The sequence below is a fragment of the Pseudomonas ficuserectae genome, assembly GCF_024584585.1.
Lineage (GTDB): Bacteria > Pseudomonadota > Gammaproteobacteria > Pseudomonadales > Pseudomonadaceae > Aquipseudomonas > Aquipseudomonas amygdali.
The window spans coordinates 5,716,415-5,741,605 of the sequence record NZ_CP085684.1 but is presented as its reverse complement, the minus strand read 5'-3'; the positions used below and the strand labels follow the sequence as shown (position 1 = coordinate 5,741,605).

The window sequence follows — 25,191 nt, the reverse complement described above, 5'->3', positions numbered from 1 at the left end:
CAACTATGCATGAAGAAGATAAGCAACGTCTCGAACAGCAACTGAACGTTAAAACGTTCGTCGACCTGATGTTTCACAAGATCGATCCAAAGAATATGGGACACGACGGTGAATGCTTCGTTAACAAGACGGTTCAACTAGTGTTTGAAGCCTACCTGGAAGGGCTGACACCAAACCCAGCGCGTGTACTAGGTCAGCAGCTTTACGCGGAAATTAAGGCTACAAGCAAGTACGCATCCCAGATCGGCTGGATGCGGCCTGGAAAAGACTATCCCTTCCCTGTGCGTTTGAACCTGATCCATCGGGCTACATCGTTAAAGGCGGCGTGGGCGGATGCTACCGAGTAGAGGACGTCGACCTGCTGTTCAAAGTCGATGAGAGCTATCACCGGATTAACTGACGTTAACGACTTAAGCAAACAGTACTGGAGAGTTGCAGCTCTCCAGTACCCACTACGACTAGGAGTACGGTGATGAAGACGGAACATCCAAGCAGCAGCGATTCAAAGGCTAGCACACCATCCCGAAACCTGCTGACTATCGCCCTGATCGGCGCAGCATTGATCAGTTACCAGGTGCACAAGACTCCGCACGCTCGCGGGCGACTTGAAAGCCTGGCCACACAGGCCACGACCCAAGGTGATCTGAGCGCCAACGACATGCGCGTTCTGGCCAGCATTCTCGCCATCCCCTCCCCCAGTAATTGAGCCGTCAGGTTCTGGCTTTGAGCATCAGGGCGGGACGTTACACTGCCCTGATTGCTGCTTGAGATAGAGAGCAATCATGAACTCCCAAACAAGCAATGTTCTCACTTTTGAGGACCTGCAGCGCATCACCGGCTACCAACGCCGCTCCGACGTAGAACGCTCGCTGATCACTCAGGGGATCCGCATGTTCCGGGGGCGCACTGGTCCGTGGACGACGCTGGATCTCATCAACCATGCTGCGGGCATCGAGTCTGTAACCCCAGAGAGTTATGACACCAATATCCTATGAGGAAAGCGCGTAAGCGGAAGCACAATCCGCACATTCCCCCACACATCGATCAGGCCGCTCTCCCAGCGGCCATTTACTTTGATCATCGCAACGCCGGCGTCTGGTACACGCTGCATTACGACGAGACCGGCAAACAACGCCGGCGCAATGTGGCACCTGCTGACGTCACCCTGGCAGAGCTACACCAGATCATGGAGCAAACCTCGGGCGTCGACCAAGGCACCTTGCGCTATGTCTGCGCACAGTTTCACCTGAGCGATCGTTACAAGAAACTCAGCCTCAAGACCCACGACGACTACTGCTATTCGCGTGACGTCCTGCTGGGTATCCCGACCCGGCTGGGCAAACCGTTGGGGGATCTGCTGGTGAAGAAATTCACGGCTGCATTGATCCAGCGGATAGTCGATCGCCTGGCCGACGAAGGCACGCCGTCCAAAGCGGCGCATGTCCTGCGCTACCTACGCCGGGTACTGCAGTGGGGCCGCAACCGGGGCTACCTCGACAGCAATCCGGCGCAGGGTATTGAAGCGCCGGTGGAGCGCAAGCGCCGACGTTTGCCGGAACACCTAGTCATGGGAGCGCTGGTCGACCGTGCGTTGGCATTCGGACGGCTGGCCAGGAACGAAAAAGGAGGCTGTCCGGAGTACCTGAGCTATGTCATGGAGATCGGTTACCTCTGTCGTTTGCGGGGCATTGAGACCATCACCCTGACAGACGCCCATGAACTGGCTGAAGGAATCATGACAAATCGGCGCAAGGGCAGCCGGGACAACATTGTCCGCTGGACGCCACGTCTGCGCGCCGCCTGGGATGGGGTGAAGGCCTACCGGGAAAAGGTGTGGGCCAGCAAATCAACGGTCATTCCGATTCGTCCTGATCGACGCTACATCATCGTGGCCAGTCATGGCGGTGCCTTGCGCAAATCCAGTCTGGATACGGCCTGGCAACGCTTCATCACCTCGGCCATCGAGGACGGTACCATCACGGCCGAGCAGCGATTTGGCCTACATGACCTCAAGCGACGGGGCATCACCGACACAGTAGGTAATCGGGCGGACAAACAGGAGGCCAGTGGTCACCGGGACGGGGCAATGATGGACGTCTACGACCTGAGCGTACCGCTGGTCAATGCCTCCCAGACCTAGCACCAGGCGTCAGACTTCGACCTGAAACGTGCGTATCCCGACCGATTCAGTGAAACGTCCGATTGCTGTCAAACTGGACAAGATACGCAGCGCTGCTAGGCAGGAGCGTACCGGCAACCAGCAACTGCCCCTACCGGGGCAGGCAAAGATGTGACACACGACAAACCTGAAGCAGGGGTGCAAACAGAAATTTGTTACGTTAACCTTCATAACAAAGGTTACTCGGCCTCAACTGTAAATTTATCTCCAAGGAGCAGGAATGGCATTTGACGCATTTATCTGGATCGACGGTATCGCCGGAGAATCTAGGGACTCGGCCCACCAGGACTGGATTGAAGCCACTGCATTCAATCTAGCGGCAACGCAGGGTGTGTCTAGAACGGCCAGTTCTTCGGGAGGCGCAACCGTCGGCCGGGTCTATCTTAGTGATTTCAGTATCGTGAAGTTAGTTGATTCATCGACACCAAAAATCTTTCAAGCCTGCTGCGCTGGCCAACATCTGAAAAAGGTAATTTTGAGCCTATATCGTGCAGGTGGTGAAAAACAAAAGTACATGGAAGTCACCTTTGAAGAAGTAATCATCAGCGGCGTTGAGTCAGGAAACCTTTTCGACAGAGAACCCTCATCATTTCCTGAAGAGGTTATTCGTTTTGACTACGCCAAAGTAAAAATGATCTATTCGCAGCAAAGTAGAGAATCCGGACTGTTGATCGGACAAATTTCCGCAGGATGGGATCAGATAAGCAATAACACTTACGCATAAGGATATTATGAGTGGCTAGAATATATTGTTATGACGGAGACTGCGGACTCACTGCAAATCAGTTGCTATGGATAATTGCAGCTGAAACTGCAATGGAGGAACTGGGACTGGATGATGTTACAGCTGCCTTTGGCATAGTGACAGGGGCTAACATAATTCCCACACGTACAAAGCCCGGGGGGGCAACTAAAAATACGTCCATTCTTTCTTTGTTATTAAGACGCGCACTTAAGAACCGGCGCTTCCCTGGTGGCTATAGGGCTCCATCAATAGTAGGCTGGCGCCCCCCGCACATTCGCAGAACGCCGAGCATTGCTGCTTTCATAGCTCGCGCGATCCCCGTCGCAGGCTGGGCGTATACAGCGGCGGAGCTAGGACTGATAGGCTACAAGACAGTTGTAACTTATAACTCCATTGTGAGCCCCGAAGATCAGGTTTTCTAGCAATGAACGAGCCCCTTGATTACAAAATATTGGATAACATTGTCGTCTGCATCCAAGACACCGTAGGCTTTGGAAGAAAGGCATTTGAAAGCTTTAGCTTGGCAACCGATGTTGCAAGGGACCTCGGCATAGATGGCGACGATGCAAATGACCTGATGGTCGAGTTCTTCAAAAGGTTTTCTATTGATCTTAACGACTACGACCCTTATCGGTACTTTCAGGAAGAAGGTTACAACTTTTTTTCCTTCAGGCGCGCTAAAGACAGACGCGGAAACATACCGCTAAGAGTGGGCATGTTGTATCTAGCCTTAAAGTCAGGACATTGGGATACACATGCATTTGAGCAAGCCAAATTTAGCGATGCTCCGCTATATAAGCGTACAGAAGATATTCCAATTGATGGCTACAAGATAAAGAGCCGTTGATCTTGCCTATGAGAACAGCGTGGCGGAGATTTCCTGGATGTATGGCCTTAAGGAGCCCACGACTTACCGAGTTCTATCGGAAAAGAAAAGCATTCGAGGCAAAGCTCATAAGGCATCTTTGGCATTGATTACCCAGCACCAACCCTCTCCGGCATCCAGCACATGCAAAAAAGCCCACCGGAGTGGGCCTTGCTGTGGGGGGCGGTTGAACATAGAACGCGTTATCGGTAGCGCGGCTTATCTACGCACAGGTATGGGCGGTTCGTCATCCGCCTCGGCCACCGAGCGCGGCAAGCCCATCACGTAGATCGGACCTATTTCTTTCGTTCCAGCCGGACTGTAACGTTCACCACTGATAACCGCCACGATCACCCAACCAATGTCCAGATGCAGATTGACGTCGTCCTCAGTAAACGCCTCGTAAATCTCTTTTATATCGACATGCTGCATAGCTTCTCCTTGGTCCTGCAAGCGGCCGTCCTACGATGGCACGGCCGGGATTCCTTTCTGCGCGCTATTCGAAACGCCTTAGACCCAATTGAAATTGATATCTTTCGCGGGTTCAGACTCCGGCGCTGCCTGCGCCAGAACATAGATCGGCCCTTGTGCCTTCTGCCCGCTTTCATAGCGTTCGCCTGACACGATGGCGACCAGTGTCCATCCTGCCTTTATCAGCTCTTCCGCGTGTTGCGCACTAGGCGCTTCCTGCAATGTCCTTACGTCACCTAGCCGCATTAAAAATCTCCCTCATCAAATTGACCGAGCGTTGGCCGCTCATCCTCATACTGGTCTATAGCCTTCGGTTCTCCCTCACCCACCCAACCAATCACATAGCTCGTATTAGGCAAATTTTCCCATTCCCCCGTCTCCGGGTTGCGATCATGATCCACACCGGCCCTGACCAGCAGCAATATCCAGCCGTCTTTAAGATGCCGGTTAACTTCACGATCGGTAACAAGCTCTCGAACTTGCTTGACATCGCCAATCAAAAAATCTGCCATCGGTAACGCTCCTTGTAGTGGTGGCTTATTGTTAGCACAGACCTTCAGTGACTGGAACCATTGTATAGGCAGGGACGGTAAGAGCCATTGTGAAGGCAGCGACGATCTTCGATGACTCAAGGCGTTAACCGACAAAAAAATAACGTTTTCAACCACGTAACAAAGGTCAATAAGCTGCTGTATTTCAGGCATTTCAGGTATACGCCACGTAACAAGAATATCTGTAACCCTATGATTTATATCTTAAAAGCATCTTCCTTGTAATCAGTAGGTCCCGGGTTCGACTCCTGGTGCCGGCACCATATAAATCAAGGGCTTGCAGCGATGCAGGCCCTTGTTTTTTCCCCCAGACGTAATAAGCCACGTAACAAGGCCACCGATCGGGCCTGCCTTACGTGCTCCCACGTCGAGATCCGACTGCAGCTACACACGCTCATGAACAGTAGCGTGAGAAGCTGGCCAGCTGCTCGGTACGGGGTGCCTCTCTCAAAATTCGAGGGGGGTCAGAAAAAAGGTAATATTAGTAATATGACTCGCGAAAAATGGCTGCAGCCCTTGTAAACCGTGGCTTTCAGCGTTTCGATAAAAGGTAATATTTAAGCGATACGAAAGCGATATTATTACCTTTTAGGAAGGTCTGAAGTAGCCGGATGTTTTCCGGCTACCGAGTCCTCAGCACTTTTCAAAAAACGATGCATGTCGAAATTTGCTCAATTATCTTCGCTTTTTAGCTCTTTCGGCCGCTGCAAAGCCTTTTGCGGTAACCATTTCCTGCATTACACGCGCACCTCTCCTGCGCTCGCCAACAAATGTCGGCGGGCCATCCACAGGTTTGACAGGGCGAACAACGTCACCATCTGCGCGGTGTTCTTGGCCAAGCCCCGAAAGCGCACTTTTTCATAGCCAAACTGGCGTTTGATGACCCGAAACGGATGCTCGACCTTGGCGCGAACCTGGGCCTTGGCCTTCTCGATTTTGCGGATCGCCTTGTACAAAATACTGCGTTTTCCGTGCTTTTTGTAAGTGCTGCGGCGGGCGGCAATCTGCCAAATGACCTTGCGCCCAGCGTGTTCTTCGCGCTTCTCGACCCCGGTGTAACCTGCGTCGGCGCAGACTACGTTTTCCTCGCCGTGCAGCAGTTTGGCAACCTGCGTGACGTCTGCCACATTGGCCGCTGTTACTACCACGCTGTGCACCAGGCCTGACTCGTCGTCGGCGCCGATGTGAGCCTTGGCGCCGAAATAGTACTGGTTACCTTTCTTGGTTTGATGCATCTCAGGATCGCGTTTGCCATCCTTGTTCTTGGTCGAACTGGGCGCGTGAATCAGCGTGGCATCGACGATGGTGCCTTGACGCAACGACAAGCCACGGTCGCCCAGATAACCATTAATTACGCCGAGAATCCCGGTCGCCAACTCGTGCTTTTCCAGCAGACGACGGAAGTTGAGAATGGTGGTTTCGTCTGGAATTCGCTCCAGGCTCAGGCCTGAAAACTGACGCAGGATGGTCGTCTCATACAGCGCTTCTTCCATCGCCGGATCGCTGTAGCCGAACCAGTTCTGCATCAGATGAACACGCAGCATCGCCATCAGTGGGTAGGCGGGCCGGCCACCTTCTCCTTTTGGATAATAGGGCTCAATCAGGGCAATCAAACCTTTCCAGGGCACCACCTGATCCATCTCGATCAGGAATGTAGTGGTCAACTGATCCCGGACACGACGTTAAGGTTTTTCTCGTACTGAGCGGGCGCCATTCCATCATTGAACTGGTGTGGCCGAATCCAGTTGTAACGATGCATCAGGTAATGACTGATATCCCGCTGAGCCTCTTGGACCGTCATGTAGCCCACGGTCGGTATCCACTCAGTTTTCAAGCTGCGGAACACACGCTCCATCGGCGAGTTGTCGTAGCAATTACCCCGGCGGCTCATGCTCTGGCGTATGCGGTATCGCCAAAGCCGCTGGCGAAACTGTCGGCTCCCGTATTGGACGCCCTGGTCGGAATGAAACAGCAGGCCCTGAGGCTTGCCGCGTTGCTCATAAGCCATGTCCAGCGCCTTGATCACCAAGTCCGTATCCGGTTTGTTCGAAAACGCCCAGCCCACCACCCGACGCGCGTAAAGATCCATAACCACCGCCAGGTAATGCCATTTTCCTTGCGCCCAGATGTAGGTGATGTCGCCACACCAGACCTGATTGGGCGCGGGTACATCGAACTCCCGATTCAAAATGTTCGGAATGTCAGGCCGCTCCACTGTTGCTTTTTTATAAGCATGCGAGCCTGGTTGCTTGCTGATTAATCCCAGCTCCCGCATCAAGCTACGCACCTTGAACCGACCGATTTGCTCGCCATCCGCCTGCATCATCGACACGATACTGCGGCTGCCGGCAGCGCCTCGACTTTGCCCGAACAGCTCATTGACTCGGCTAAGTAAACGAACCCGCTCGGCGTCTGGAGACCGACGCCGCAGGCAATGGTTGTAGTAGCACGAGCGAGGTACCTCGAACACTTCGCACAGCAATTCGATTGGCTCATGGACACTGAGCTGATCAATCAGCGCATGCGCTCGTGCTCTTCCGACATCAAGAGCGCGGTGGCCTTTTTTAAAATGGATTTCTCCCGCTCAAGACGGGCGATCCGGGCTTCGAGCTCCTGGATTTTTTGCTGCTCGGGCGTGAGGGCTTTGCTCTGTGGAGTGACACCGTTGCGCTCTTGTTGAAGCTGGTTGACCCAGCGACGCAGCGCAGATTCGACCACCCCAAGCGAGCGGGAGGCTTCGATATGGCTATAGCCTTGATCGAGCACGAGGCCTGCGGCCTCGCGTTTGAATTCAACGGAAAAGGTACGGCGTTGTTTGGTCATCAGACACCTCTATCTGGCGATATTCTCGCCTAAATGAGTGTCCGGAACCATTAGACCACTACAGCGTCGCAAATCCATTCCCAGGTCCTGTAGGCACTGAAAATATTCATCGCTAGGCGCAGCAGGCGTTTTATAGGCCGCATACTGTTGTCCTCGTGAAAGGACTGCCTCTCTTGGCGCCTCCCAGCCAAACTCCAAGTCGGTCTCACGCGAATGATCCCTTGAGGCTGGTCCAGCTTCGGGCCTTTCGATAAAGCCGAGACGGGTTCCTAGGCCCGCGTCAAAAGGTCCTGCAACAGGCGTCACCGACTGTTGAGCCGGCTCGCATCTTACCAGTCTTTTGAGGGCCTTTTAGTAACCGCTTTTTTACCACTGGCAAAAAAATAGCCTGACCCTGGGAAATTTTCCATGAAGCAGTTTCTCGGGGCCCGTTTCGGTATATTTGAGGCCCTCAACCGGCTCTTCCAAGGGCCTAAATAGGCCATAATTTATGGTGCCATTCGCACAAAGTGTGTACTATCCGCCTCACACGCGAATGATCCCTTGGGATTGCGGAAATGGTTCCTAAGCCATTTCCATCAGAAAAGCCGCTTCCTAGAGCGGCTTTTTTGTGCCCTTTTTTTGGGAAACCTTTTCCCTATCAACTGCAATCAGGTGAGCTGATAGTGAGAGTAGAGGGCAAGTTTGAGCTCTGGCTGAGAGCGACGCGTACGATTAGCGATACACCCCATTCTTGCCATGCGCCGCACTCGCCTGATTGCCGCGTTCGCTGATCATGCTGCGCAGGTCGATCCATTCGACGCCCTGATCCTTGAGTTTGGGCAACTCGCGTTCCAGTACGTCCAGCGTGACAGGGTAGGGGTGACCGATGACCACTGCCGAGCCATGCTTGCGGGCGATTTTGATGGCTGACTGCAATTGTCGGTTGATGGCTTCGGCCGTGCGCTCGTCGTCCAGAAACACGTCGCGTGAGACGCTTGCGAGGCCGATGCGCTGAGCCTCTGCGGCTGCCACGGTTTTCGCGCTGGTGCGGCTGTCCACGAAAAACAGATGACGTCGTTGCAGTTCGGCCATCAACCAGGCCATCGCGACCGGTTCGGCGGTCATCCGGCTGCCCATGTGGTTATTGATGCCGGCTGCATAAGGCACTTTCAGCAGCGCCGCATTGAGACGGCTTTCCAGTTCAGGCAAGGGCAGTTCGGGATGCCAGGCGTAAGGCCCGGTCGCCGGGTCCATCGGCATGTGCAGCATGACCGTCTTGCCTGCGCGGTGAGCCTCGCGGGCAAATTCGGTGGCGTGTGGAGTGTCAGGCATGATCGCCAGCGTTACCGGCCCGGGGAGCGCCAGTGTACGGCTATCCCGCGCCGGGTTCTGACCCAGGTCGTCGATGATCAGGCTGAGATAGGCCTTCGGCGGCTTGCCGTTGTCTTCGGCTGGCGCTGCATGGGCAGCGCCAGTGATCGAGAGTGTCAGCAGTAACAGAGCGAGAGCGCGCATCCGTCAGTTGCCGCGGGTGATACTCAGCCCTTTCAGAAGACTGAGCGCCTGGCTGAGCTGGAAGTCATCATCCTGCGGACGCGCCTTGGCTGCTGCGCCACCCTTGACGGTCGGCTTGTCGGCACCGCCGTTGCCATTGCCCAGGTGACCCATCAAGTCGGCTTCCTTGTAGTTCTCGCCGTCTGCTTCGCTGGTGACTTTGGCCCGACGTACCACGATGTCCGGGTTGATACCCTGCGCCTGGATCGAGCGACCGTTCGGCGTGTAGTACAGCGCGGTGGTGATCTTCAGGGCGCGATCGTTGTTCAGCGGCAGAACGGTCTGCACCGAGCCTTTGCCGAAGGTGTCAGTGCCCATCAGAATCCCGCGTTTCTGGTCTTGCAGGGCACCGGCGACGATTTCCGACGCAGAAGCGCTGCCGCCGTTGATCAACACCACCAGCGGTACGCCTTCGCTGGCGTCTGCCGGGTCTGCCGAGAAGCGCAATTCGGAGTTGGCGATGCGGCCTTTGGTGTAGACGATCAGGCCCTTGGTGAGGAAGTGATCCGCCACCTGCACCGCCGATTGCAGCACGCCGCCCGGGTTGTTGCGCAGGTCGAGAATCAGGCCGCTCATCTTCTTGCCGTTATCCTTGCGGAATTTGGCCAGCGCCTTGCCGACTTCGTCCCCGGTCTTGACCTGGAACTGGGTAATCCGGATGTAGCCGTATCCGTTTTCCAGCATCTGCGCCTTGACGCTCTTGACCTGGATGGTCGCCCGCGCCAGCGTCACATCAAACGGCGTACCGCCATCGCGCACCAGTGTCAGGGTGATCTTCTCGCCGATTTTGCCGCGCATCTTGTCGACCGCTTCCTGCATGTTCTGGCCCTGGGTCGGCGTGCCATTGATCTTCACGATCAGGTCGCCTGCCTCAATGCCAGCATTGGAAGCAGGTGTGTCGTCGATGGGTGAAACCACCTTGACGAACCCGTCTTCGACGCCCACTTCGATGCCCAGTCCACCGAACTCGCCGCTGGTGCTTTCCTGCAGCTCCTGGAAATCTTCCGGGCCCAGGTAGGCGGAGTGTGGATCAAGGTTGCTGAGCATGCCCTTGATGGCGTTTTCCAGCAGAGTCTTGTCGTCCACCGGCTCGACATAGGCCGCCTTGACCCGATCCATGACCTCGGCAAAGGTGCGCAGCTCGTCAAGCGGCAGCGGCGGCTTGGCGTTGGCATTGGGCTTGGCGGGCGAGACTGCTGCAGGCGTGGCTGGCGCGGTCTTTTCGGCAGCTTGCGCCAAAGGCGCGCCAATAACGATGGCAATTGCCAGGGCCAGCGAGGTGAGGCGGGACAAATGCAGCATGTCTAACGAACTCCTACAGATATTGACGCCGGCTTATCCTTGAGTGCGGCACCATTGGGCTGGATCGCTGGGGCGACCCTGCTGACGAATAGCAAAGTACAACGCTGCCGTGTCCTGACCGCCACTATTGCCGACCGTGGAAATCGCTTCACCGGCTTTTACAATGTCACCTGCCGACTTGAGCAGGCTCTGGTTATGCCCATACAGGGTGAGATAACCGTTGCCATGGTCGAGAATGACCAGAAGCCCGGCACCACGCAACCAGTCGGCGAACACCACTCGTCCGCCATGCACTGCATGTACCTGGCTTCCGGCTGCGGCGCTGATCATGACGCCGTCCCATTTGGTTCGCTCGTCATCACCGCGGGCTTCACCGAAACGCGCAAGCAGTCGACCATCAATAGGCCATGGAAGTTTTCCCCGGGCCTCTGCAAAAGGTCCGCCGTAGGAAACTCCGGCACTGGAAACGACTGCGCCGGGGGCTTTGACCGGGCGACGCGGTGTGGGTTCATCAGCGCTTTTACTGCTGCTGGTGCTGTTGTTGCGGGCGACGGCCTCAGCTTCGCGCTGACGTTTCTCTTCGGCCTCGCGAGCGGCGACCAGCGCCTTCTGGCGAGCCTCTTCAGCTTCACGTGCCTGCCGGGCCAGGGTTTCTTCGATGGTCTTGAGAACCTTGGCCAGGTCGGCCTGATCCTGCTGACGGGCCTGCAGTTTCTGATCGCGGGCCTTGTAGTCCTGATTCAGCTTGGCCAGTGCCTGCTGACGCTCCTGGCGCACCTTGGCCAGTTCTTCGCTCTGGCTGTCCAAGTTGCTCTTCTGCACCAGCAACTGTGCCTGTTGCAGATCGATGTCTTTTTCGACATTGGCCAGCTGGCGCAGGGTTTCATTGAAGTTGCGTAGCTGCTCCAGGCGCGCCTGGCTCAGGTAATCGTAATACGTGAGGGTTCGGGCAAACTTCTCGGGGTGCTGCTGATTGAGCAACAGCTTGAGGTATTCCTGGCGGCCACTCTGATAGGCGGCGCGAGCCTGGATAGCGATCAGGCGTTGCTGTTCAACGCGAGCGCTGTTCAGTTTCTTTTTTTCACTGTCGAGCTTTTGCAGCTCGGTTTCCGTCTTTTTTAGTTCCTTTTGCAGGACCTCGACCTGCTTTTCCAACTTGCCCATTTCGGTTTCGGTGGTGCGCAGGTCCTTCTGGACGCCTGCACGTTCTTCCTGAAGCTTGCCCAGGACTTTTTGCAGCTCCGTCACATCCTGACGCGCAGCATCTATCTGTTTTTGGGTTTGCACACGCTCGTCTTCGGCAAACGCCGGATTGAGCAGGCAGATCAGAGCAAGGGCAATCAAGGCGCGAAGCATGTGGGTGGGCGATACCGAGGAATTGTGAGAAAAAATGTCAAGCTTAGTATGCCCGCCATGCGCTGCAAAAAAAACGCCCCGCAGCCACTGCTTTAGGGCTTGAAACATAAAAAACCGGCTTTGCCTGATGGCTATAGGCCGGTTTTCAGCGTTTTACTTCGCCACAAGGATCGAGTGGCCCGTCATCTCTTGCGGTTTCTCCATGCCCAACAGATGCAGCATGGTCGGTGCCACGTCAGCCAGAACACCACCTTCGCGGACTTTCAGCGGGCGCTTGCCGACGTACACGAAAGGCACCGGCTCGGAAGTGTGCGCGGTATGCGCCTGGCCTGTGGAGTCATCGGTCATCTGCTCGACGTTGCCGTGGTCAGCGGTAATAAGTGCTTCACCGCCGACTTTTTCCAATGCCGCGGTAATGCGACCGACGCATACGTCCAGGCATTCCACGGCCTTGATTGCCGCTTCCATGATGCCGCTGTGGCCGACCATGTCGCCGTTGGCGTAGTTGACGATAATCACGTCATAACGCTGATGCTCGATGGCATCGACAATTTTGTCGGTCACTTCCGGCGCGCTCATTTCCGGCTGCAGGTCGTAGGTGGCGACTTTTGGCGATGGAATCAGAATGCGCTCTTCGCCCGGAAACGGCTCTTCACGACCGCCAGAGAAGAAGAACGTGACGTGCGCGTATTTTTCGGTTTCGGCGATACGCAGTTGAGTCTTGCCGTTGTTTGCCAGGTATTCACCCAGCACGTTTTTCAGGCTGCCAGCCGCAAATGCCGAGGGCGCGGGGATGCTTGCCGCGTACTGGGTCAGCATCACGTAATTGACCTTGGGCTGACGGGCGCGCTCGAAATCCTTGAAGTCGTCTTCGACGAACACACGGGTCAGCTCACGGGCGCGGTCGGCGCGGAAGTTCATGAACACCACAGCATCGCCGTCCTCGACGCGAGCGGGTTCACCGATGCGTGTGGCGTTGACGAATTCGTCGTTCTCGTCACGCGCGTAGGCAGCTTCAAGCCCGGCAACACCGCTGTCTGCGTGAAATTCGGCGGTGCTGTCGACGATCAGGTTGTAGGCGGTGGAGACCCGGTCCCAGCGGTTGTCACGGTCCATGGCGAAGTAGCGGCCGATGATCGTGGCGGTGCGGCCCTTGCCCAGGCGGGCGAAGGTTGCGTCCATCAGCTCAAGGGATTTCTTCGCGCTGCGCGGTGGCGTGTCGCGACCGTCGAGGAAGGCGTGCAGATAGATTTTTTCTGCACCGCGCTTGACCGCCAGTTCGGCCATGGCGACCAGATGGTCCTGGTGACTGTGCACGCCGCCATCGGACAGCAGGCCCATGATGTGGATCGCCTTGCCCGCACCGACAGCTTTATCCACAGCGGCACAGATGGTCGGGTTCTCGAAGAACTCGCCGTCGCGAATCGCTTTGGTCACTCGAGTGAAGTCCTGATACACCACGCGACCGGCACCCAGGTTCATGTGTCCGACTTCGGAGTTGCCCATCTGACCGTCCGGCAGACCGACGTCCATGCCCGACCCTGAAATCAGGCCGTTGGGCATGGTTTCGTAAAGACGATCCATGACCGGCATCTTTGCGGCCAGGATGGCATTGCCTTCATGGCTTTCGCTGTGTCCGAAGCCATCCAGGATGATTAGAACCAGAGGTTTTGGCGTGGCAGTCATAGAACCCACTCGATGCTGGTTGAATAAAGAGAGTAACAAAGTACAAGGGAGCGGCATTTTAGGGACAAGTTCAAACGGCGTCACTGCCGTACGGACTTTGGCCCACCTTGGCTGCTGTGTATACTGGCCGACATTTTAACGCCCTGGAACCTACTGATGGTTGCTCACCTGCTTGAATTCGCCACTAACCACTATTTGATCACCGGTGCCTTCGTCATTCTGCTGGGACTGCTGATCGCTTACGAACTGAGCAAGGGCGGTGCCAGCCTGAGCACTCGCGAGCTGACCGCGCTGGTCAACAGCGACCAGGGCGTGGTCATCGACGTGCGCTCGAAAAAGGATTTCACTGCCGGCCACATCGTGGGATCCCTGAATTTCCCGCAGGACAAGGTGCTGACGCGTACCGCTGAACTGCAGAAATACAAGGACAAGACGTTGATCATAGTCGATGCAATGGGGCAGCATGCTGGCACCACCGCCCGCGAGTTGCTCAAATCCGGCTTCAAGGCGGCCAAGCTGTCCGGCGGTATTTCCAGCTGGCGCGGCGACAACCTTCCCCTGGTGAAGTGAACATGGCTCAAGTCATCGTCTATTCCAGCGATTATTGCCCGTATTGCATACGTGCCAAACAGCTGTTGCAGAGCAAGAGCGTGGCCTTCGAGGAAATCCGTGTCGACGGCAAGCCGCAACTGCGTGCCGAAATGACCAAGAAGGCCGGTCGCACTTCCGTACCGCAGATCTGGATCGGCTCGACCCACGTGGGCGGCTGCGATGACCTGTTTGCTCTGGAGCGTGCCGGCAAGCTTGATGCGCTGCTGGCCTGATTCCCCTTAAACTTTCAGCCCTATCTGACAAGGATCCGAGATGACCGACCAACCGAACAACGGTGCTGTTGCCAACGAAGAAAACGGCCCACAATTTTCCCTGCAGCGTATCTACGTTCGCGACCTGTCGTTCGAAGCGCCAAAAAGCCCGGCAATCTTCCGCCAGGAGTGGACACCGACCGTCAGCCTGGACCTCAACACCCGTCAGAAGCAGCTGGAAGGCGATTTCTATGAAGTCGTGCTGACCCTGTCCGTGACCGTCAACAATGGCGACGAAGTTGCTTTCATCGTTGAAGTGCAACAGGCCGGTATCTTCCTGATCAAGGGTCTGGACGACGGCGCGATGAGCCACACTCTGGGCGCGTTCTGCCCGAACATCCTGTTCCCGTATGCACGCGAAGCCATCGACAACCTGGTCGTACGCGGCTCGTTCCCTGCGCTGATGCTGGCCCCGGTGAACTTCGACGCCCTGTACGCCCAAGAGCTGCAACGCATGCAGGAAGCTGGCGAAACGCCGACTGTGCAATAAGCATTACGGCTGTTAAAGCGATAAAAAAAGCGCCTTTCGGGGCGTTTTTTTGTGTCTGGCGGCGCGCTATCAGGCAAACCCGTGCTGGCGCCATGCTTCATAGACGGCCACCGCCACTGTGTTGGACAGGTTCAGACTACGGCAGCCTTCGCGCATGGGCAGTCGCAGGCGGTGCTCGCTGCTCAGCGAGTCGAGGATGTCGGCGGGCAGGCCGCGGCTCTCCGGGCCGAACAGAAATGCATCACCAGGTTCAAAGCTGGCATCGTGAAAAGGGCGCGAGCCCTTGGTGGTGAAAGCGAACAACCGTGGGTTGCCGATCTTCTCCAGACAGCTTGCCAGGTCAGGATGCGTCTGCAGCGTGGCATACTCGTGATAGTCGAGCCCGGCACGGCGCAAGCGCTTGTCGTCCAGCTCGAAACCCAAGGGTTCGATCAAATGCAGGGTGCAGCCGCTGTTGGCGCATAGCCTGATGACATTGCCGGTATTCGGCGGAATTTCTGGTTGAAAAAGGATGACGTGAAACATGCACGGCTCCGAACGAAAGGACGGGATGCATTCTACCCCTGAAGAGGACCCGAGACCGAAGCTATGGCCGCGAGTTCTGGGTTCGATGGCGATTGTCGGCTTTACCGTGGGCACCATTATCGGTCGTCTGCAGCAACCTGACCCCGTTGAACTGGAGCAGATCGAGGAGCTGCCTGCCGGGCTGGCGCTCTGGTTCAATGAGGAGCCGAAGTACCAAGGGTCGACGGTGGATGGCGCTGTGGTGCTCAACGTCGATGCTTCAGGGCGGCCGTGGACGGGCCAACTGAGGTTCGACAACAGGGTTGCACGCTGGAAGGTGGAGCGAGGTGAGAAGGGGTTGGTGCTGACGCTCCTGGCAGCCCGTCCACTTCATGGCGACTGGCGCACTGAGAAGGTGGACGGGCGCTGGAGACTGGAGGTCAGTCTCCGGGAGGAATAAAAGAGGGGAATCCCCGGCCTGCCTGTACCAAGGTCCCCAAAACTGGTGATGTAATACCTATTGCAGAGTACGTGCCAGTTTTGAGAATTAATCCGAAAGAACAGGCTGACTTAGCCATATCCGGTTAAGCACTTCTTGAGTTCGAAGCCGTTTAATATCATCAAGATACTGAATTTATTAAGTATTTTTCATATTCGAAAACCTTGGATTGGTTGATGAGTCAGCCGCTGTGAATGCTCGGCGCTGGCATCTGGTCGCCTTGAATGTCGCGCCAGGCCCCGCAATGCGGTATCAGCGCATGCACTCAATTTGCGCACCGCAACGACGCACACACCCATACTGATGCATTAATGCTGCTGACCATGCCAGGGCACCAACCTGCGTTGCAGCGCGCGCAGTCCCAGCTCCATGGCAAAAGCGATCACGGCGATCACCAGAATCCCCAGCACCACAACGTCTGTCACCAGAAACTGCGCCGCCGACTGCACCATGAATCCCAGCCCGCTGGTGGCAGCAATAAGCTCTGCGGCCACCAGCGTCGACCAGCCCACGCCCAGGCCTATGCGAATACCGGTAAGAATGTCCGGGAGTGCGCTGGGCAGGACCACGTGCCGAATCAACTGCCAGCGCGTCGCGCCCAGCGACTGTGCCGCCCGCACTTTGGTAGGGTCCACGGTGCGAACGCCGGTAGCCGTGGCAATGGCAATCGGCGCGAAGATCGCCAGATAAATCAGCAGTACCTTGGAGAACTCGCCGATACCGAACCAGATTACGATCAGGGGCAGGTAGGCCAGCGGTGGTATCGGTCGGTAAAACTCGATCAGCGGGTCGAATATCCCCTGAGCGATGCGGTTATGGCCGATGGCGATTCCTATCGGGATGGCCGTCAAAATTGCCGCGGCCAGCGCCAGACCGATGCGTTGCAGGCTGGCGCCCAGATGCTGCCAGAGTGTGGCGTCCATGTAGCCCTTGGTTGCCAGCAGCCAGCCTTTGCTCAGCACATCCGCTGGCGGCGGCAGGAACAGCGGCTCGATCCAGCCCCCGGCAGTTACCGCCCACCAAAGAGTCAGCAGTGCCACGAGGGTCAGGATGCTGATCGCTCGGGTGCTCAGATAAACCTTCGGCGTGGGGGCAGCCGGTTGTTTGGCGAACGGTTTGCTGATGCCGGTCAGTTCGCGGCTATCTATAAGCTCATGGCTGCCAACAGGCTCAAGTCTACTCATACACACTGCTCCCGGGTGCGCTGGGAAAACACGCTGGCCAGCACATGCTCGCGGGTTTCGATAAAGCGCGGATCGGACTTTATCGCGCGGGCCGATTCGCCAGCGGCGTAGCGACGGCCGAAGTCCAGGTGCAGATGCTCGGCGATACGACCAGGGTTAGGGGCGAGCAGAACCAGGTCGGTGGCGAGGAAAACTGCTTCTTCTATGTCGTGGGTTATCAGAAACACCGGCTTGGCGGTACGTTGCCAGACTTGCAGCAATAGCTCCTGCATCTGCTCACGGGTGAAGGCATCCAGTGCACCGAATGGCTCGTCCATCAACAGGATGCGCGGATCGGCTGCCAGCGCTCTGGCCAAGCCGACGCGTTGCCGTTGTCCACCGGACAGCTGCCATATTCGCCGCTGGTCAAAACCGGCCAGATCCACCAGTGCCAACATCTCCCGCGCTCTGGTTTCACGTTCCAAGCGGCCGACACCCGCCAGTTCCAGGCCAAACGCAACATTGGCCAACACGTTCTGCCAGGGCAGCAAGGCATCGTCCTGAAACACCACGCCACGCTCTGCGCTCGGCCCCTCTACGGGAATGCCGTCGAGAGTAATGCGGCCGCTGCCGGGTTTGATGAAGCCGGCGATGAGGTTCAGTAACGAGGTTTTACCGCTGCCGGAAGGGCCAAGCGCAACCAGCAGTTGCTGTGGGCCCAGGCTCAGGTTGATGTCTGCCAGCACGGGTGCCGCGGCACCGGGGTACTGAGCGCCAATACGCTCCAGCTGCAACAGCGCCATACTTGTCTCCTTGTGCTGAGAGCGCTTAGCGTGGGATGAACCGGGCGCTGACGTACGGTGAGTAGTCAGGCAGTACTGCGTCGACCTTGCCCTGCTCTTTAAGGAATGCTGCGGTTTTGGTCACCGCCTCGAGGGTCGGTGTACCCAGCAGCGCGGTCTGCTCGGCAGCCAGCGGGTAGACATTGCCTTGCAACAGGCCAGGTACGTCAGACGCCTTGGCGCCAGACAGTCGGGCCAGCTTGTCTACATTGGCCGGGTTGGCGATCCATGCAGCCGGGTCCTGGCGATACCGGGCGTAGGCATCGAGCGTTACCTTGGCGAATGCGCTGACAACTTCCGGGTGTTTGTTGGCGAAGTCCTTGCGCACGATCCAGGCATCGAAGGTCGGCGCTCCGACCTTCGCCAGTTCGCCGGAGGTGATCAGCACCTTGCCGGTTTCCTTGGCGACGCCCAGTGCCGGGTCCCAGACGTAAGTGGCATCAATGTCGCCGCGCTTCCAGGCCGCAGCAATGGCGGGCGGCGCGAGGTTCAGGATCGTGACCCTGGCCGGATCGATGTTCCAGTGTTTGAGCGCTGCAAGCAGGCTGTAATGGCCGGTGGAGACAAAGGGCACGGCCACTTTCTTGCCGATCAGGTCCTGCGGTGAGTTGATCCCCGAGCCATTACGGGCAACCAGCGCCTCGGCCGCGCCGATCTGCGTAGCTATCAGAAAGGCCTCCACCGGGAGTTTGCGTGTAGCGGCGGCTGTGAACGGGCTTGAACCGAGATAACCGATCTGTACGTCGCCGGATGCGATTGCGGTGATGACGTCCGCACCATTATCGAACTTGCGCCAGGAGATTTTTGAGTCGGTGGCTTTTTCGTAGGCGTTATCGGCCTGGGCAACCTTGGCCGGGTCGATGGTGGTCTGGTAGGCGACGGTAAAGTCTGCTGCCTGTGCAATGAATGTTGCGCCAGTCAACGACAGCGCAGTCAGCAAGCGCAGGGAAAAATGCAGTTTCATGATGAAGCTCCGAATCAGACGGGCCGAGGACTGGCTGGATAAGGAGACTAAGTGATCTAAGAATCTTAAAATAAATAACTTTTGGGAATTAGCTTATGAAGGGGCTTTAGAGCCACCTGCAGAACCCATTTGCACATCGAAGGGCCGTTGCGCATCTGCCAATCGGCTCGGGGTTCACGCGCCTGACACCAAAATTGCTTTTTTGTTCACCTGGACTACAGTTGAGCGCATGTTTCAGACGGTAAAAAACGCTGAAAAAGGGTGTTTAGAGCGGTTTTTAGAAAATATTTCATGACCGTGGAGCGTCGGGAGTCAAGGTGATGACAATTGTCACATTTCATCACTAATCTCTCTGAAGTACCCGTTTTACAAGGCTTTTACTGGCAAGCAAATTGCGCTTTGCCGTTGGGGACTATGACCGGTTGGTCGCGATTTGGCCGGTCCCTGATACAAAACCAAAAGATCTGACGAATGGTACCGAAATAAATTTTGGGAATTACCCGATTAGGTCGATACACTCCGTGACGTCCTGGCTGACACGAGTTGTGACATATGCCTGATTGTTCTTAGAACCTGCAAAACGGTTTCTTTTGAGCATGATGAATTTTCACTAACGTACGGCCACCGACATGCGCGGTCTAGTCAAAAGTCGGGGTGTACAGAATCCATTGATCTCCAGATCGGGACTGTCACCTTTCGCAATATCTCTGGGTCAGGGCAATGCCCGGCACCGGAGACATAAAAAATTAGATTCACGAGGAGCGTAGTTAATGAAGAAGTCCACCCTGGCCTTGGCCGTAACCGTCGCGGCATTGGCTCAGCAGGCCGGTGCAGCTGGTTTCCTTGAAGACAGCAAAGCGTCCGTTAGTTCTCGTACTCTGTATTTCAATAACGACGTGCGTGAAGGCCGTAACGCCCCCGATCAGCGCGAAACCGCTACTGGCCTGAAATTTGACTACACCTCGGGCTTTACCCAGGGCACCGTTGGTTTTGGTCTTGATGCACAAGCCGTGATGGGTCTCCATCTGGGCGGCGGCATTCAGCACCACACTGTCAACACGGCCAACACTGTTGTTCCGACTGATACTGATGGTTCTTCGGTCAGCGACTGGTCCCGTGTCGGCGCCAACGCCAAGATGCGCTTCTCCAAAACTGAATTGAAGGTCGGTAACGCTCTGGCACCGAACCTGCCAATTCTGGTTAGCAACGATGGTCGCCTGTTGCCTCAAGCTTTTGAGGGCGGCATCCTGACTTCGAAGGATCTGGACAGCCTTACCTTCACCGCTGGTCAATTGAACAAGTCCATCGGCCGTGCTTCGAGCAACTGGACTGACCTGTCCGTTGCCGGTGCTACTCAGGGCTCCGACCAGTTCCGTTTCGCTGGTGCTGACTGGAAAGTCACCAAAGACCTGACCCTGCAGTACTACTACGCCAACCTGGAAGACTTCTACAAGCAGCACTTCCTGGGTCTGGTTCATGTTTACCCGATCAGCGACAACCAGTCCTTCAAGACTGACCTGCGTTATTTCAACAGCAGCGCTGACGGCAAAAACAGCCAGGCCGCAGCAGGCTATCGTTTCAACAACAACGGTGGTTACGCCTCTCACACCGGTGAAGTCGACAACCAGACTTGGTCTGCCATGTTCACTTACTCCCTGGGTGGTCACGCGCTCATGGTCGGTCACCAGCAAGTGGGTGACAGCGGCGGCATGGTCTACCTTGGTCAAGGTAACGTAGTGGATGGTCGCGGTCGTCCTGAAGGTAACGGCGGTTCAAGCTTCTACCTGTTCACCGATTCGATGATCAACGGCTTCAACCGTGCTGGTGAAAACACCACATTCGGTCAGTACTCGTATGACTTTGCCAAGGTCGGTGTTCCTGGTCTGAAGGCTGCGATTGCTTACTTGAGCGGTGATGACATCCGTGACGTAAACCGCAATCTGGGTACTCACTCCGAGTGGGAACGTGATATGCGCGTTGACTACGTGATTCAAAGCGGCGTGTTGAAAGGCTTCGGTACTACTGTACGTCACGGCACCTTCCGCGGTGACGTCGCTACTACTGCTGACACCGATCAAACCCGTATCCTCTTCAACTACACCTACAACTTCTTGTAAGTGTACTGAAGCCTGAAGAAACCCCGCCCGGTGCGGGGTTTCTTTTGCCTGTTTTTTGATATTCCTGGCAGGTCTATCAATCAAATTATTTATTCTTTTTAACTTTTCTCAGCAGGGCGCACAGTAACGTCATACCAAGGCCTACCCGATACAGACAAGGAGCAACACCATGACACTGCGACTTGGCGACATCGCCCCTGACTTCGAGCAGGAATCCAGCGAAGGTCATATCCGTTTCCATGAATGGCTCGGCGACAGCTGGGGTGTGTTGTTTTCTCATCCGGCAGACTTCACGCCTGTCTGCACCACTGAGCTGGGCTTCACCGCCAAATTGAAAGACGAGTTTGCCAAGCGCGGTGTAAAAGCCATTGCGCTGTCGGTAGACCCGGTTGACTCGCACATCAAGTGGATCGACGACATCAACACCACGCAAAACACCCAGGTCAACTTCCCGATTCTGGCCGATGCCGACCGCAAGGTCTCCGATCTGTATGACCTTATTCATCCCAATGCCAGCGACACACTGACTGTGCGTTCGCTGTTTGTGATCGACCCTAAAAAGAAAGTGCGCCTGACGATTACGTATCCGGCGAGTACCGGGCGTAATTTCCACGAGATTCTGCGCGTTATCGACTCGCTGCAATTGACCGACAACTACAAGGTTGCCACGCCCGCCAACTGGGTGGACGGCGATGATGTAGTGATTGTGCCGTCGATCAAAGACGAAGCCGAGATCAAAGAACGCTTTCCCAAGGGCTACAAGGCCGTCACGCCTTATCTGCGCCTGACACCTCAGCCAAACCGCTAATTTTCGATCTACAAAGCGTGGGGTTATTTGGGCCGATTCATCGGCCCTTTTTTATTCCTCCCTCATAGCCGCCGACTGCGTCGCTTGATCAAGCGCGGACGCAGAGCGTCCAGAACGGCATGCGACGCGGAGCGTCGCACGATAGTTGAGATCATCGTTCCTCACGCTCCAGCGTACGAATGCCGCGAGTAACGCTCCGCGTCACAGATCTTCGCCGCGCCGCCTGCTCAAGATCGGACGCGGAGCGTCGCACGATAGTCGAGATCATCGTTCCTCACGCTCCAGCGTGGGAATGCCTGTCGTGACGCTCCGCGTCGTGGATATGCGCCACGCCGCATACTCAAGATCAGACGCAGAGGGTCCAGAACGGCATGCCGCCGTAGTACGCCGCACGATAGTTGAAAAATAGTGCTGCCCTTTATATTCATTTATGGAATAACTAAATGAATAAATAAGATTTATAGATATAAAAAAGTGCTGTTAATGTCGTCCCTATTCCCGCCTTGTTCGTCTGTGACTGGCTGAGCAGGCACTACCCAACACCCGCTAAAGGAGCGCATATGCGCACTGTCATTTTGCGTCGAGGCCTTGTCGCTCTGTTTGCTGCTGCGGTCGCGCTTGGCGCGGTCACCCAGGCCCAGGCGGAAGATCTGCGCATCGGTTATCAGAAATACGGCACGCTGGTTCTGCTCAAGGCCAAGGGTTCGCTGGAGAAGCGCCTGGCCGAGCAGGGCGTAAAGGTTCAGTGGACAGAATTTCCGGGCGGTCCGCAGTTGCTTGAAGGTCTGAACGTGGGCTCGATTGATTTCGGCGTGACCGGTGAAACGCCGCCGGTTTTCGCTCAGGCAGCAGGCGCGGATCTGCTGTACGTGGCTTACGAGCCGCCAGCGCCGACCAGCGAAGCCATCCTGGTGCCCAAAGACTCGCCTATTACTTCGGTCAAAGACCTGAAAGGCAAGAAAGTCGTCCTCAATAAAGGTTCGAACGTCCATTACCTGCTGGTCAAGGCACTGGAAGATGCCGGCCTGAAATACACTGATATCCAGACCGTCTTCCTGCCTCCGGCCGATGCGCGTGCCGCTTTCGAGCGCGGCAGCGTAGACGCCTGGGTCATTTGGGACCCGTATCAGGCTGCCGCAGAAAAGCAATTGCAGGCGCGGACCTTGAAAGACGGCACCGGCATTGTCGACAACCACCAGTTCTATCTGGCGACCAAGCCTTACGCGCAAAAGAATCCGAAGGTGATTCAAGCCTTGATCGAAGAAGTTCGTGCAGTGGGCGAATGGTCCAAGGCTCACCCTGACGAAGTGACCAAACAGGTTGCGCCGTTGCTGGGGCTGCCCGCCGACATCACCCTGACCTCGGTAAAACGCCAGGGCTACGGTGCGCTGTTTATTACTCCGACGGTTGTAGCGGCGCAGCAGAAAATTGCTGACACCTTCTACCAGCTCAAACTGATTCCGAAGCCGCTCAGCATTGCTGATGTGGTCTGGACACCTCCTGCTGCTGTTGCTCAAGCACAGTGATCGTCAGGCCCTTCGAGGAGACAACTCCATGAGCCTCAGTGCTTCGCAACGCATCATTCACCGACTGGCGCCCTGGGCACTTCCAGTCCTGTTGTTGGCCGTCTGGCAGCTGTCGGTCAGCGCCGGATGGCTATCCACACGCATTCTTCCTGCACCCAGCGCAGTCATCGAGGCGGGTATCAATCTGGTTGCGAGTGGCGAAATCTGGACGCATCTGGCGATCAGCGGCTGGCGCGCCGGGATCGGATTCGCCATTGGCGGTGGCATCGGTCTGGCGCTGGGCTTCATTACCGGCCTGAGCAAATGGGGCGAGCGCCTGCTGGACAGCTCAGTGCAGATGATTCGTAACGTGCCGCACCTGGCGCTGATTCCGCTGGTCATTCTGTGGTTCGGCATTGATGAGACAGCGAAGATATTTCTTGTCGCGCTGGGCACCCTGTTCCCGATTTATCTGAACACCTACCACGGCATCCGCAACATCGATCCGGCACTGGTAGAAATGTCCCGCAGCTATGGCCTGTCCGGTTTCAGCCTGTTCCGGCATGTGATCCTGCCAGGTGCCATGCCTTCGATTCTGGTCGGTGTGCGCTTTGCGCTGGGCTTCATGTGGCTGACGCTGATTGTGGCAGAAACCATTTCTGCCAGCTCCGGCATCGGCTACCTGGCGATGAATGCACGGGAATTCCTGCAAACCGACATCGTGGTACTGGCCATTGTGTTGTACGCCGTCCTCGGCAAACTGGCCGATCTGGCGGCGCGAGGCCTTGAACGTGTGTGCCTGCGCTGGCACCCGGCCTATCAAGTGAGCAAAGGCGGTGCCGCATGACCAGTCTGAAACAGCAACCTCCACATTTGCTGCGCGGTATTCCGCTGGCAGTACGCAACCTGAAAAAAGCGTTCGGCACTCGCGAAGTGCTCAAGGACATCGACCTGCATATTCCGGCCGGTCAGTTCGTCGCCATCGTCGGCCGTAGTGGCTGCGGTAAAAGTACCTTGCTGCGCCTGCTTGCCGGTCTCGACAAGCCAACCGAGGGTCAATTGCTTGCAGGCTCTGCGCCACTGGACGACGCTCGCGAAGATACGCGTTTGATGTTCCAGGAGGCGCGGTTGCTGCCCTGGAAGAAGATCATCGACAACGTTGGCCTTGGCCTGAGCGGCGACTGGCGTGCGCAAGCACTCGAAGCGCTCGAGGCCGTCGGCCTTGCCGAACGCGCCAACGAGTGGCCAGCGGCATTGTCCGGTGGCCAGAAGCAGCGTGTTGCTCTGGCGCGTGCGCTGATTCACAAGCCGCGCCTGCTGCTGCTCGACGAACCACTGGGCGCGCTGGATGCCCTGACTCGGATTGAAATGCAGCAACTGATCGAAAAGCTCTGGCACCAATACGGCTTTACGGTGCTGCTGGTCACCCATGATGTCAGCGAGGCCGTTGCCATCGCCGACCGGGTGATCCTGATCGAAGAAGGCCAGATCGGCCTCGACCTTCTGGTCGACCTGCCGCGGCCCCGTGCTCGCGGCTCGCACCGCCTCGCCGCGCTGGAAGCCGAAGTGCTCAACCGCGTATTGGCCATCCCCGGCTCGCCACCTGACCCGGAACCGTTTTCGCCACTGCCCACGCAACTGCGTTGGGCAAATTAACCCTGATCCCCAAAGGAAGACATGCCATGACTATCAAAGCCATCAACGTTCGCAACCAGTTCAAAGGCACCATCAAGGAAATCGTTCACGGCGACGTACTGTCGGAAATCGACGTACAGACCGCTTCCGGCGTTGTGACCTCGGTTATCACCACCCGCTCGGTAAAAGAGCTGGAACTGGTCGTCGGCAGCGAAGTAATTGCCTTCGTGAAGTCGACAGAAGTCTCCATCGCCAAGCTGTAAACGATGGGTAAAAAACACCCCGGA

At 56.5% G+C, this 25,191-nt stretch carries 29 protein-coding genes and 1 pseudogene; 17 read left to right on the top strand and 13 right to left on the bottom strand.

Annotated features, from left to right (window positions below):
- Positions 1-5: 5 nt before the first annotated feature.
- The 7 genes from LJU29_RS25715 to LJU29_RS25690 all read left to right on the top strand — a co-directional run bounded on the left by LJU29_RS25715 (position 6) and on the right by LJU29_RS25690 (position 3,771).
- A complete protein-coding gene (locus tag LJU29_RS25715; protein ID WP_257111367.1) occupies positions 6-347 on the top strand; it encodes a hypothetical protein in 342 nt (113 codons plus the stop codon).
- Between the two features lie 125 nt (positions 348-472).
- Positions 473-706, top strand: a complete 234-nt coding sequence (locus LJU29_RS25710; RefSeq protein ID WP_005749151.1) for a hypothetical protein — start codon at positions 473-475, stop codon at positions 704-706.
- A gap of 76 nt (positions 707-782) precedes the next feature.
- Positions 783-995, top strand: a complete 213-nt coding sequence (locus LJU29_RS25705) for a hypothetical protein (protein WP_257111366.1) — start codon at positions 783-785, stop codon at positions 993-995.
- Positions 992-2,140: a site-specific integrase gene (locus LJU29_RS25700; protein ID WP_257111365.1), complete on the top strand. Its 1,149-nt coding sequence runs from the start codon at positions 992-994 to the stop codon at positions 2,138-2,140. The genes LJU29_RS25705 and LJU29_RS25700 overlap by 4 nt, the downstream gene beginning before the upstream one ends.
- Before the next feature lie 259 nt (positions 2,141-2,399).
- Entirely contained in the window at positions 2,400-2,903 is a 504-nt protein-coding gene (locus LJU29_RS25695) for an Hcp family type VI secretion system effector (protein WP_005758223.1), read from the top strand.
- 11 nt (positions 2,904-2,914) lie between these two features.
- Entirely contained in the window at positions 2,915-3,346 is a 432-nt protein-coding gene (locus LJU29_RS29790) for an STM2901 family protein (protein WP_146754855.1), read from the top strand.
- Positions 3,347-3,348: 2 nt separating this feature from the next.
- Entirely contained in the window at positions 3,349-3,771 is a 423-nt protein-coding gene (locus LJU29_RS25690; RefSeq protein WP_005758222.1) for a DUF1493 family protein, read from the top strand.
- A gap of 237 nt (positions 3,772-4,008) precedes the next feature.
- On the opposite strand, the gene LJU29_RS25685 is transcribed toward LJU29_RS25690, so the two are convergent.
- The 9 genes from LJU29_RS25685 to gpmI all read right to left on the bottom strand — a co-directional run bounded on the left by LJU29_RS25685 (position 4,009) and on the right by gpmI (position 13,514).
- The gene (locus tag LJU29_RS25685) at positions 4,009-4,221 is read right to left on the bottom strand and encodes a hypothetical protein (RefSeq protein ID WP_257111364.1); all 213 of its coding nucleotides are present in this window, start codon (positions 4,219-4,221) and stop codon (positions 4,009-4,011) included.
- Between the two features lie 78 nt (positions 4,222-4,299).
- On the bottom strand, positions 4,300-4,506 hold the full coding sequence (locus tag LJU29_RS25680; protein ID WP_005758220.1) for a hypothetical protein: 207 nt from the start codon (positions 4,504-4,506) through the stop codon (positions 4,300-4,302).
- A complete protein-coding gene (locus tag LJU29_RS25675; RefSeq protein WP_005758219.1) occupies positions 4,506-4,772 on the bottom strand; it encodes a hypothetical protein in 267 nt (88 codons plus the stop codon). The genes LJU29_RS25680 and LJU29_RS25675 overlap by 1 nt, the downstream gene beginning before the upstream one ends.
- A gap of 776 nt (positions 4,773-5,548) precedes the next feature.
- Positions 5,549-6,475: an IS5 family transposase gene (locus LJU29_RS25670; protein ID WP_257111363.1), complete on the bottom strand. Its 927-nt coding sequence runs from the start codon at positions 6,473-6,475 to the stop codon at positions 5,549-5,551.
- Positions 6,472-7,634 (bottom strand): IS3 family transposase gene (locus tag LJU29_RS25665; protein ID WP_122320854.1). Its coding sequence is split into 2 segments (ribosomal slippage): positions 6,472-7,379 and positions 7,379-7,634, totalling 1,164 coding nucleotides; the frame shifts between segments, so codons are not numbered across the junction. Before LJU29_RS25665 ends, LJU29_RS25670 begins: the two co-directional genes overlap by 4 nt.
- A gap of 714 nt (positions 7,635-8,348) precedes the next feature.
- The gene (locus tag LJU29_RS25660; RefSeq protein ID WP_054995969.1) at positions 8,349-9,131 is read right to left on the bottom strand and encodes a divergent polysaccharide deacetylase family protein; all 783 of its coding nucleotides are present in this window, start codon (positions 9,129-9,131) and stop codon (positions 8,349-8,351) included.
- 3 nt (positions 9,132-9,134) lie between these two features.
- Complete coding sequence (locus LJU29_RS25655) at positions 9,135-10,472, bottom strand: S41 family peptidase (RefSeq protein ID WP_057423015.1); 1,338 nt, start codon at positions 10,470-10,472, stop codon at positions 9,135-9,137.
- Between the two features lie 33 nt (positions 10,473-10,505).
- A complete protein-coding gene (locus LJU29_RS25650) occupies positions 10,506-11,828 on the bottom strand; it encodes a murein hydrolase activator EnvC family protein (RefSeq protein WP_029240926.1) in 1,323 nt (440 codons plus the stop codon).
- A gap of 153 nt (positions 11,829-11,981) precedes the next feature.
- Positions 11,982-13,514 (bottom strand): 2,3-bisphosphoglycerate-independent phosphoglycerate mutase, encoded by a 1,533-nt coding sequence (gpmI, locus tag LJU29_RS25645; RefSeq protein ID WP_257111362.1) that lies wholly within the window; start codon positions 13,512-13,514, stop codon positions 11,982-11,984.
- Between the two features lie 156 nt (positions 13,515-13,670).
- Between gpmI and LJU29_RS25640 the strand changes: the two genes are divergently transcribed.
- The 3 genes from LJU29_RS25640 to secB are packed head-to-tail and all read left to right on the top strand — an operon-like array spanning position 13,671 to position 14,867.
- A complete protein-coding gene (locus LJU29_RS25640) occupies positions 13,671-14,084 on the top strand; it encodes a rhodanese-like domain-containing protein (RefSeq protein WP_002551466.1) in 414 nt (137 codons plus the stop codon).
- Positions 14,085-14,086: 2 nt separating this feature from the next.
- Positions 14,087-14,338: a glutaredoxin 3 gene (grxC, locus tag LJU29_RS25635; RefSeq protein WP_002551467.1), complete on the top strand. Its 252-nt coding sequence runs from the start codon at positions 14,087-14,089 to the stop codon at positions 14,336-14,338.
- 40 nt (positions 14,339-14,378) lie between these two features.
- The gene (gene secB / locus LJU29_RS25630) at positions 14,379-14,867 is read left to right on the top strand and encodes a protein-export chaperone SecB (RefSeq protein WP_002551468.1); all 489 of its coding nucleotides are present in this window, start codon (positions 14,379-14,381) and stop codon (positions 14,865-14,867) included.
- Between the two features lie 69 nt (positions 14,868-14,936).
- On the opposite strand, the gene LJU29_RS25625 is transcribed toward secB, so the two are convergent.
- Entirely contained in the window at positions 14,937-15,392 is a 456-nt protein-coding gene (locus LJU29_RS25625; protein WP_004655065.1) for a tRNA (cytidine(34)-2'-O)-methyltransferase, read from the bottom strand.
- On the opposite strand from LJU29_RS25625, the gene LJU29_RS25620 reads away from it, so the two are divergent.
- Positions 15,391-15,831 (top strand): hypothetical protein, encoded by a 441-nt coding sequence (locus LJU29_RS25620; RefSeq protein ID WP_004655063.1) that lies wholly within the window; start codon positions 15,391-15,393, stop codon positions 15,829-15,831. The genes LJU29_RS25625 and LJU29_RS25620 overlap by 2 nt on opposite strands.
- A 347-nt stretch (positions 15,832-16,178) precedes the next feature.
- Here the strand turns inward: LJU29_RS25620 and tauC are convergent.
- The 3 genes and pseudogenes from tauC to tauA all read right to left on the bottom strand — a co-directional run.
- Positions 16,179-16,943, bottom strand: a pseudogene (gene tauC / locus LJU29_RS25615) (taurine ABC transporter permease TauC); the annotation flags it as partial.
- 107 nt (positions 16,944-17,050) lie between these two features.
- Positions 17,051-17,836 (bottom strand): taurine ABC transporter ATP-binding subunit, encoded by a 786-nt coding sequence (tauB, locus tag LJU29_RS25610; protein ID WP_004655059.1) that lies wholly within the window; start codon positions 17,834-17,836, stop codon positions 17,051-17,053.
- A 25-nt stretch (positions 17,837-17,861) separates the two neighbouring features.
- Entirely contained in the window at positions 17,862-18,839 is a 978-nt protein-coding gene (gene tauA, locus LJU29_RS25605) for a taurine ABC transporter substrate-binding protein (protein ID WP_005758629.1), read from the bottom strand.
- Positions 18,840-19,609: 770 nt separating this feature from the next.
- Here tauA and LJU29_RS25600 point away from each other — a divergent pair.
- The 6 genes from LJU29_RS25600 to LJU29_RS25575 all read left to right on the top strand — a co-directional run bounded on the left by LJU29_RS25600 (position 19,610) and on the right by LJU29_RS25575 (position 25,167).
- A complete protein-coding gene (locus tag LJU29_RS25600; RefSeq protein WP_257111361.1) occupies positions 19,610-20,956 on the top strand; it encodes an OprD family outer membrane porin in 1,347 nt (448 codons plus the stop codon).
- Between the two features lie 169 nt (positions 20,957-21,125).
- Positions 21,126-21,764, top strand: a complete 639-nt coding sequence (locus LJU29_RS25595) for a peroxiredoxin (RefSeq protein WP_005758622.1) — start codon at positions 21,126-21,128, stop codon at positions 21,762-21,764.
- Positions 21,765-22,324: 560 nt separating this feature from the next.
- The gene (locus LJU29_RS25590) at positions 22,325-23,290 is read left to right on the top strand and encodes a sulfonate ABC transporter substrate-binding protein (protein ID WP_057423631.1); all 966 of its coding nucleotides are present in this window, start codon (positions 22,325-22,327) and stop codon (positions 23,288-23,290) included.
- 28 nt (positions 23,291-23,318) lie between these two features.
- Entirely contained in the window at positions 23,319-24,116 is a 798-nt protein-coding gene (ssuC, locus tag LJU29_RS25585) for an aliphatic sulfonate ABC transporter permease SsuC (protein WP_004655051.1), read from the top strand.
- A complete protein-coding gene (gene ssuB / locus LJU29_RS25580; protein ID WP_057454111.1) occupies positions 24,113-24,925 on the top strand; it encodes an aliphatic sulfonates ABC transporter ATP-binding protein in 813 nt (270 codons plus the stop codon). Before ssuC ends, ssuB begins: the two co-directional genes overlap by 4 nt.
- Before the next feature lie 26 nt (positions 24,926-24,951).
- Entirely contained in the window at positions 24,952-25,167 is a 216-nt protein-coding gene (locus LJU29_RS25575) for a TOBE domain-containing protein (protein ID WP_002555770.1), read from the top strand.
- The last annotated feature ends 24 nt before the right edge of the window (positions 25,168-25,191 follow it).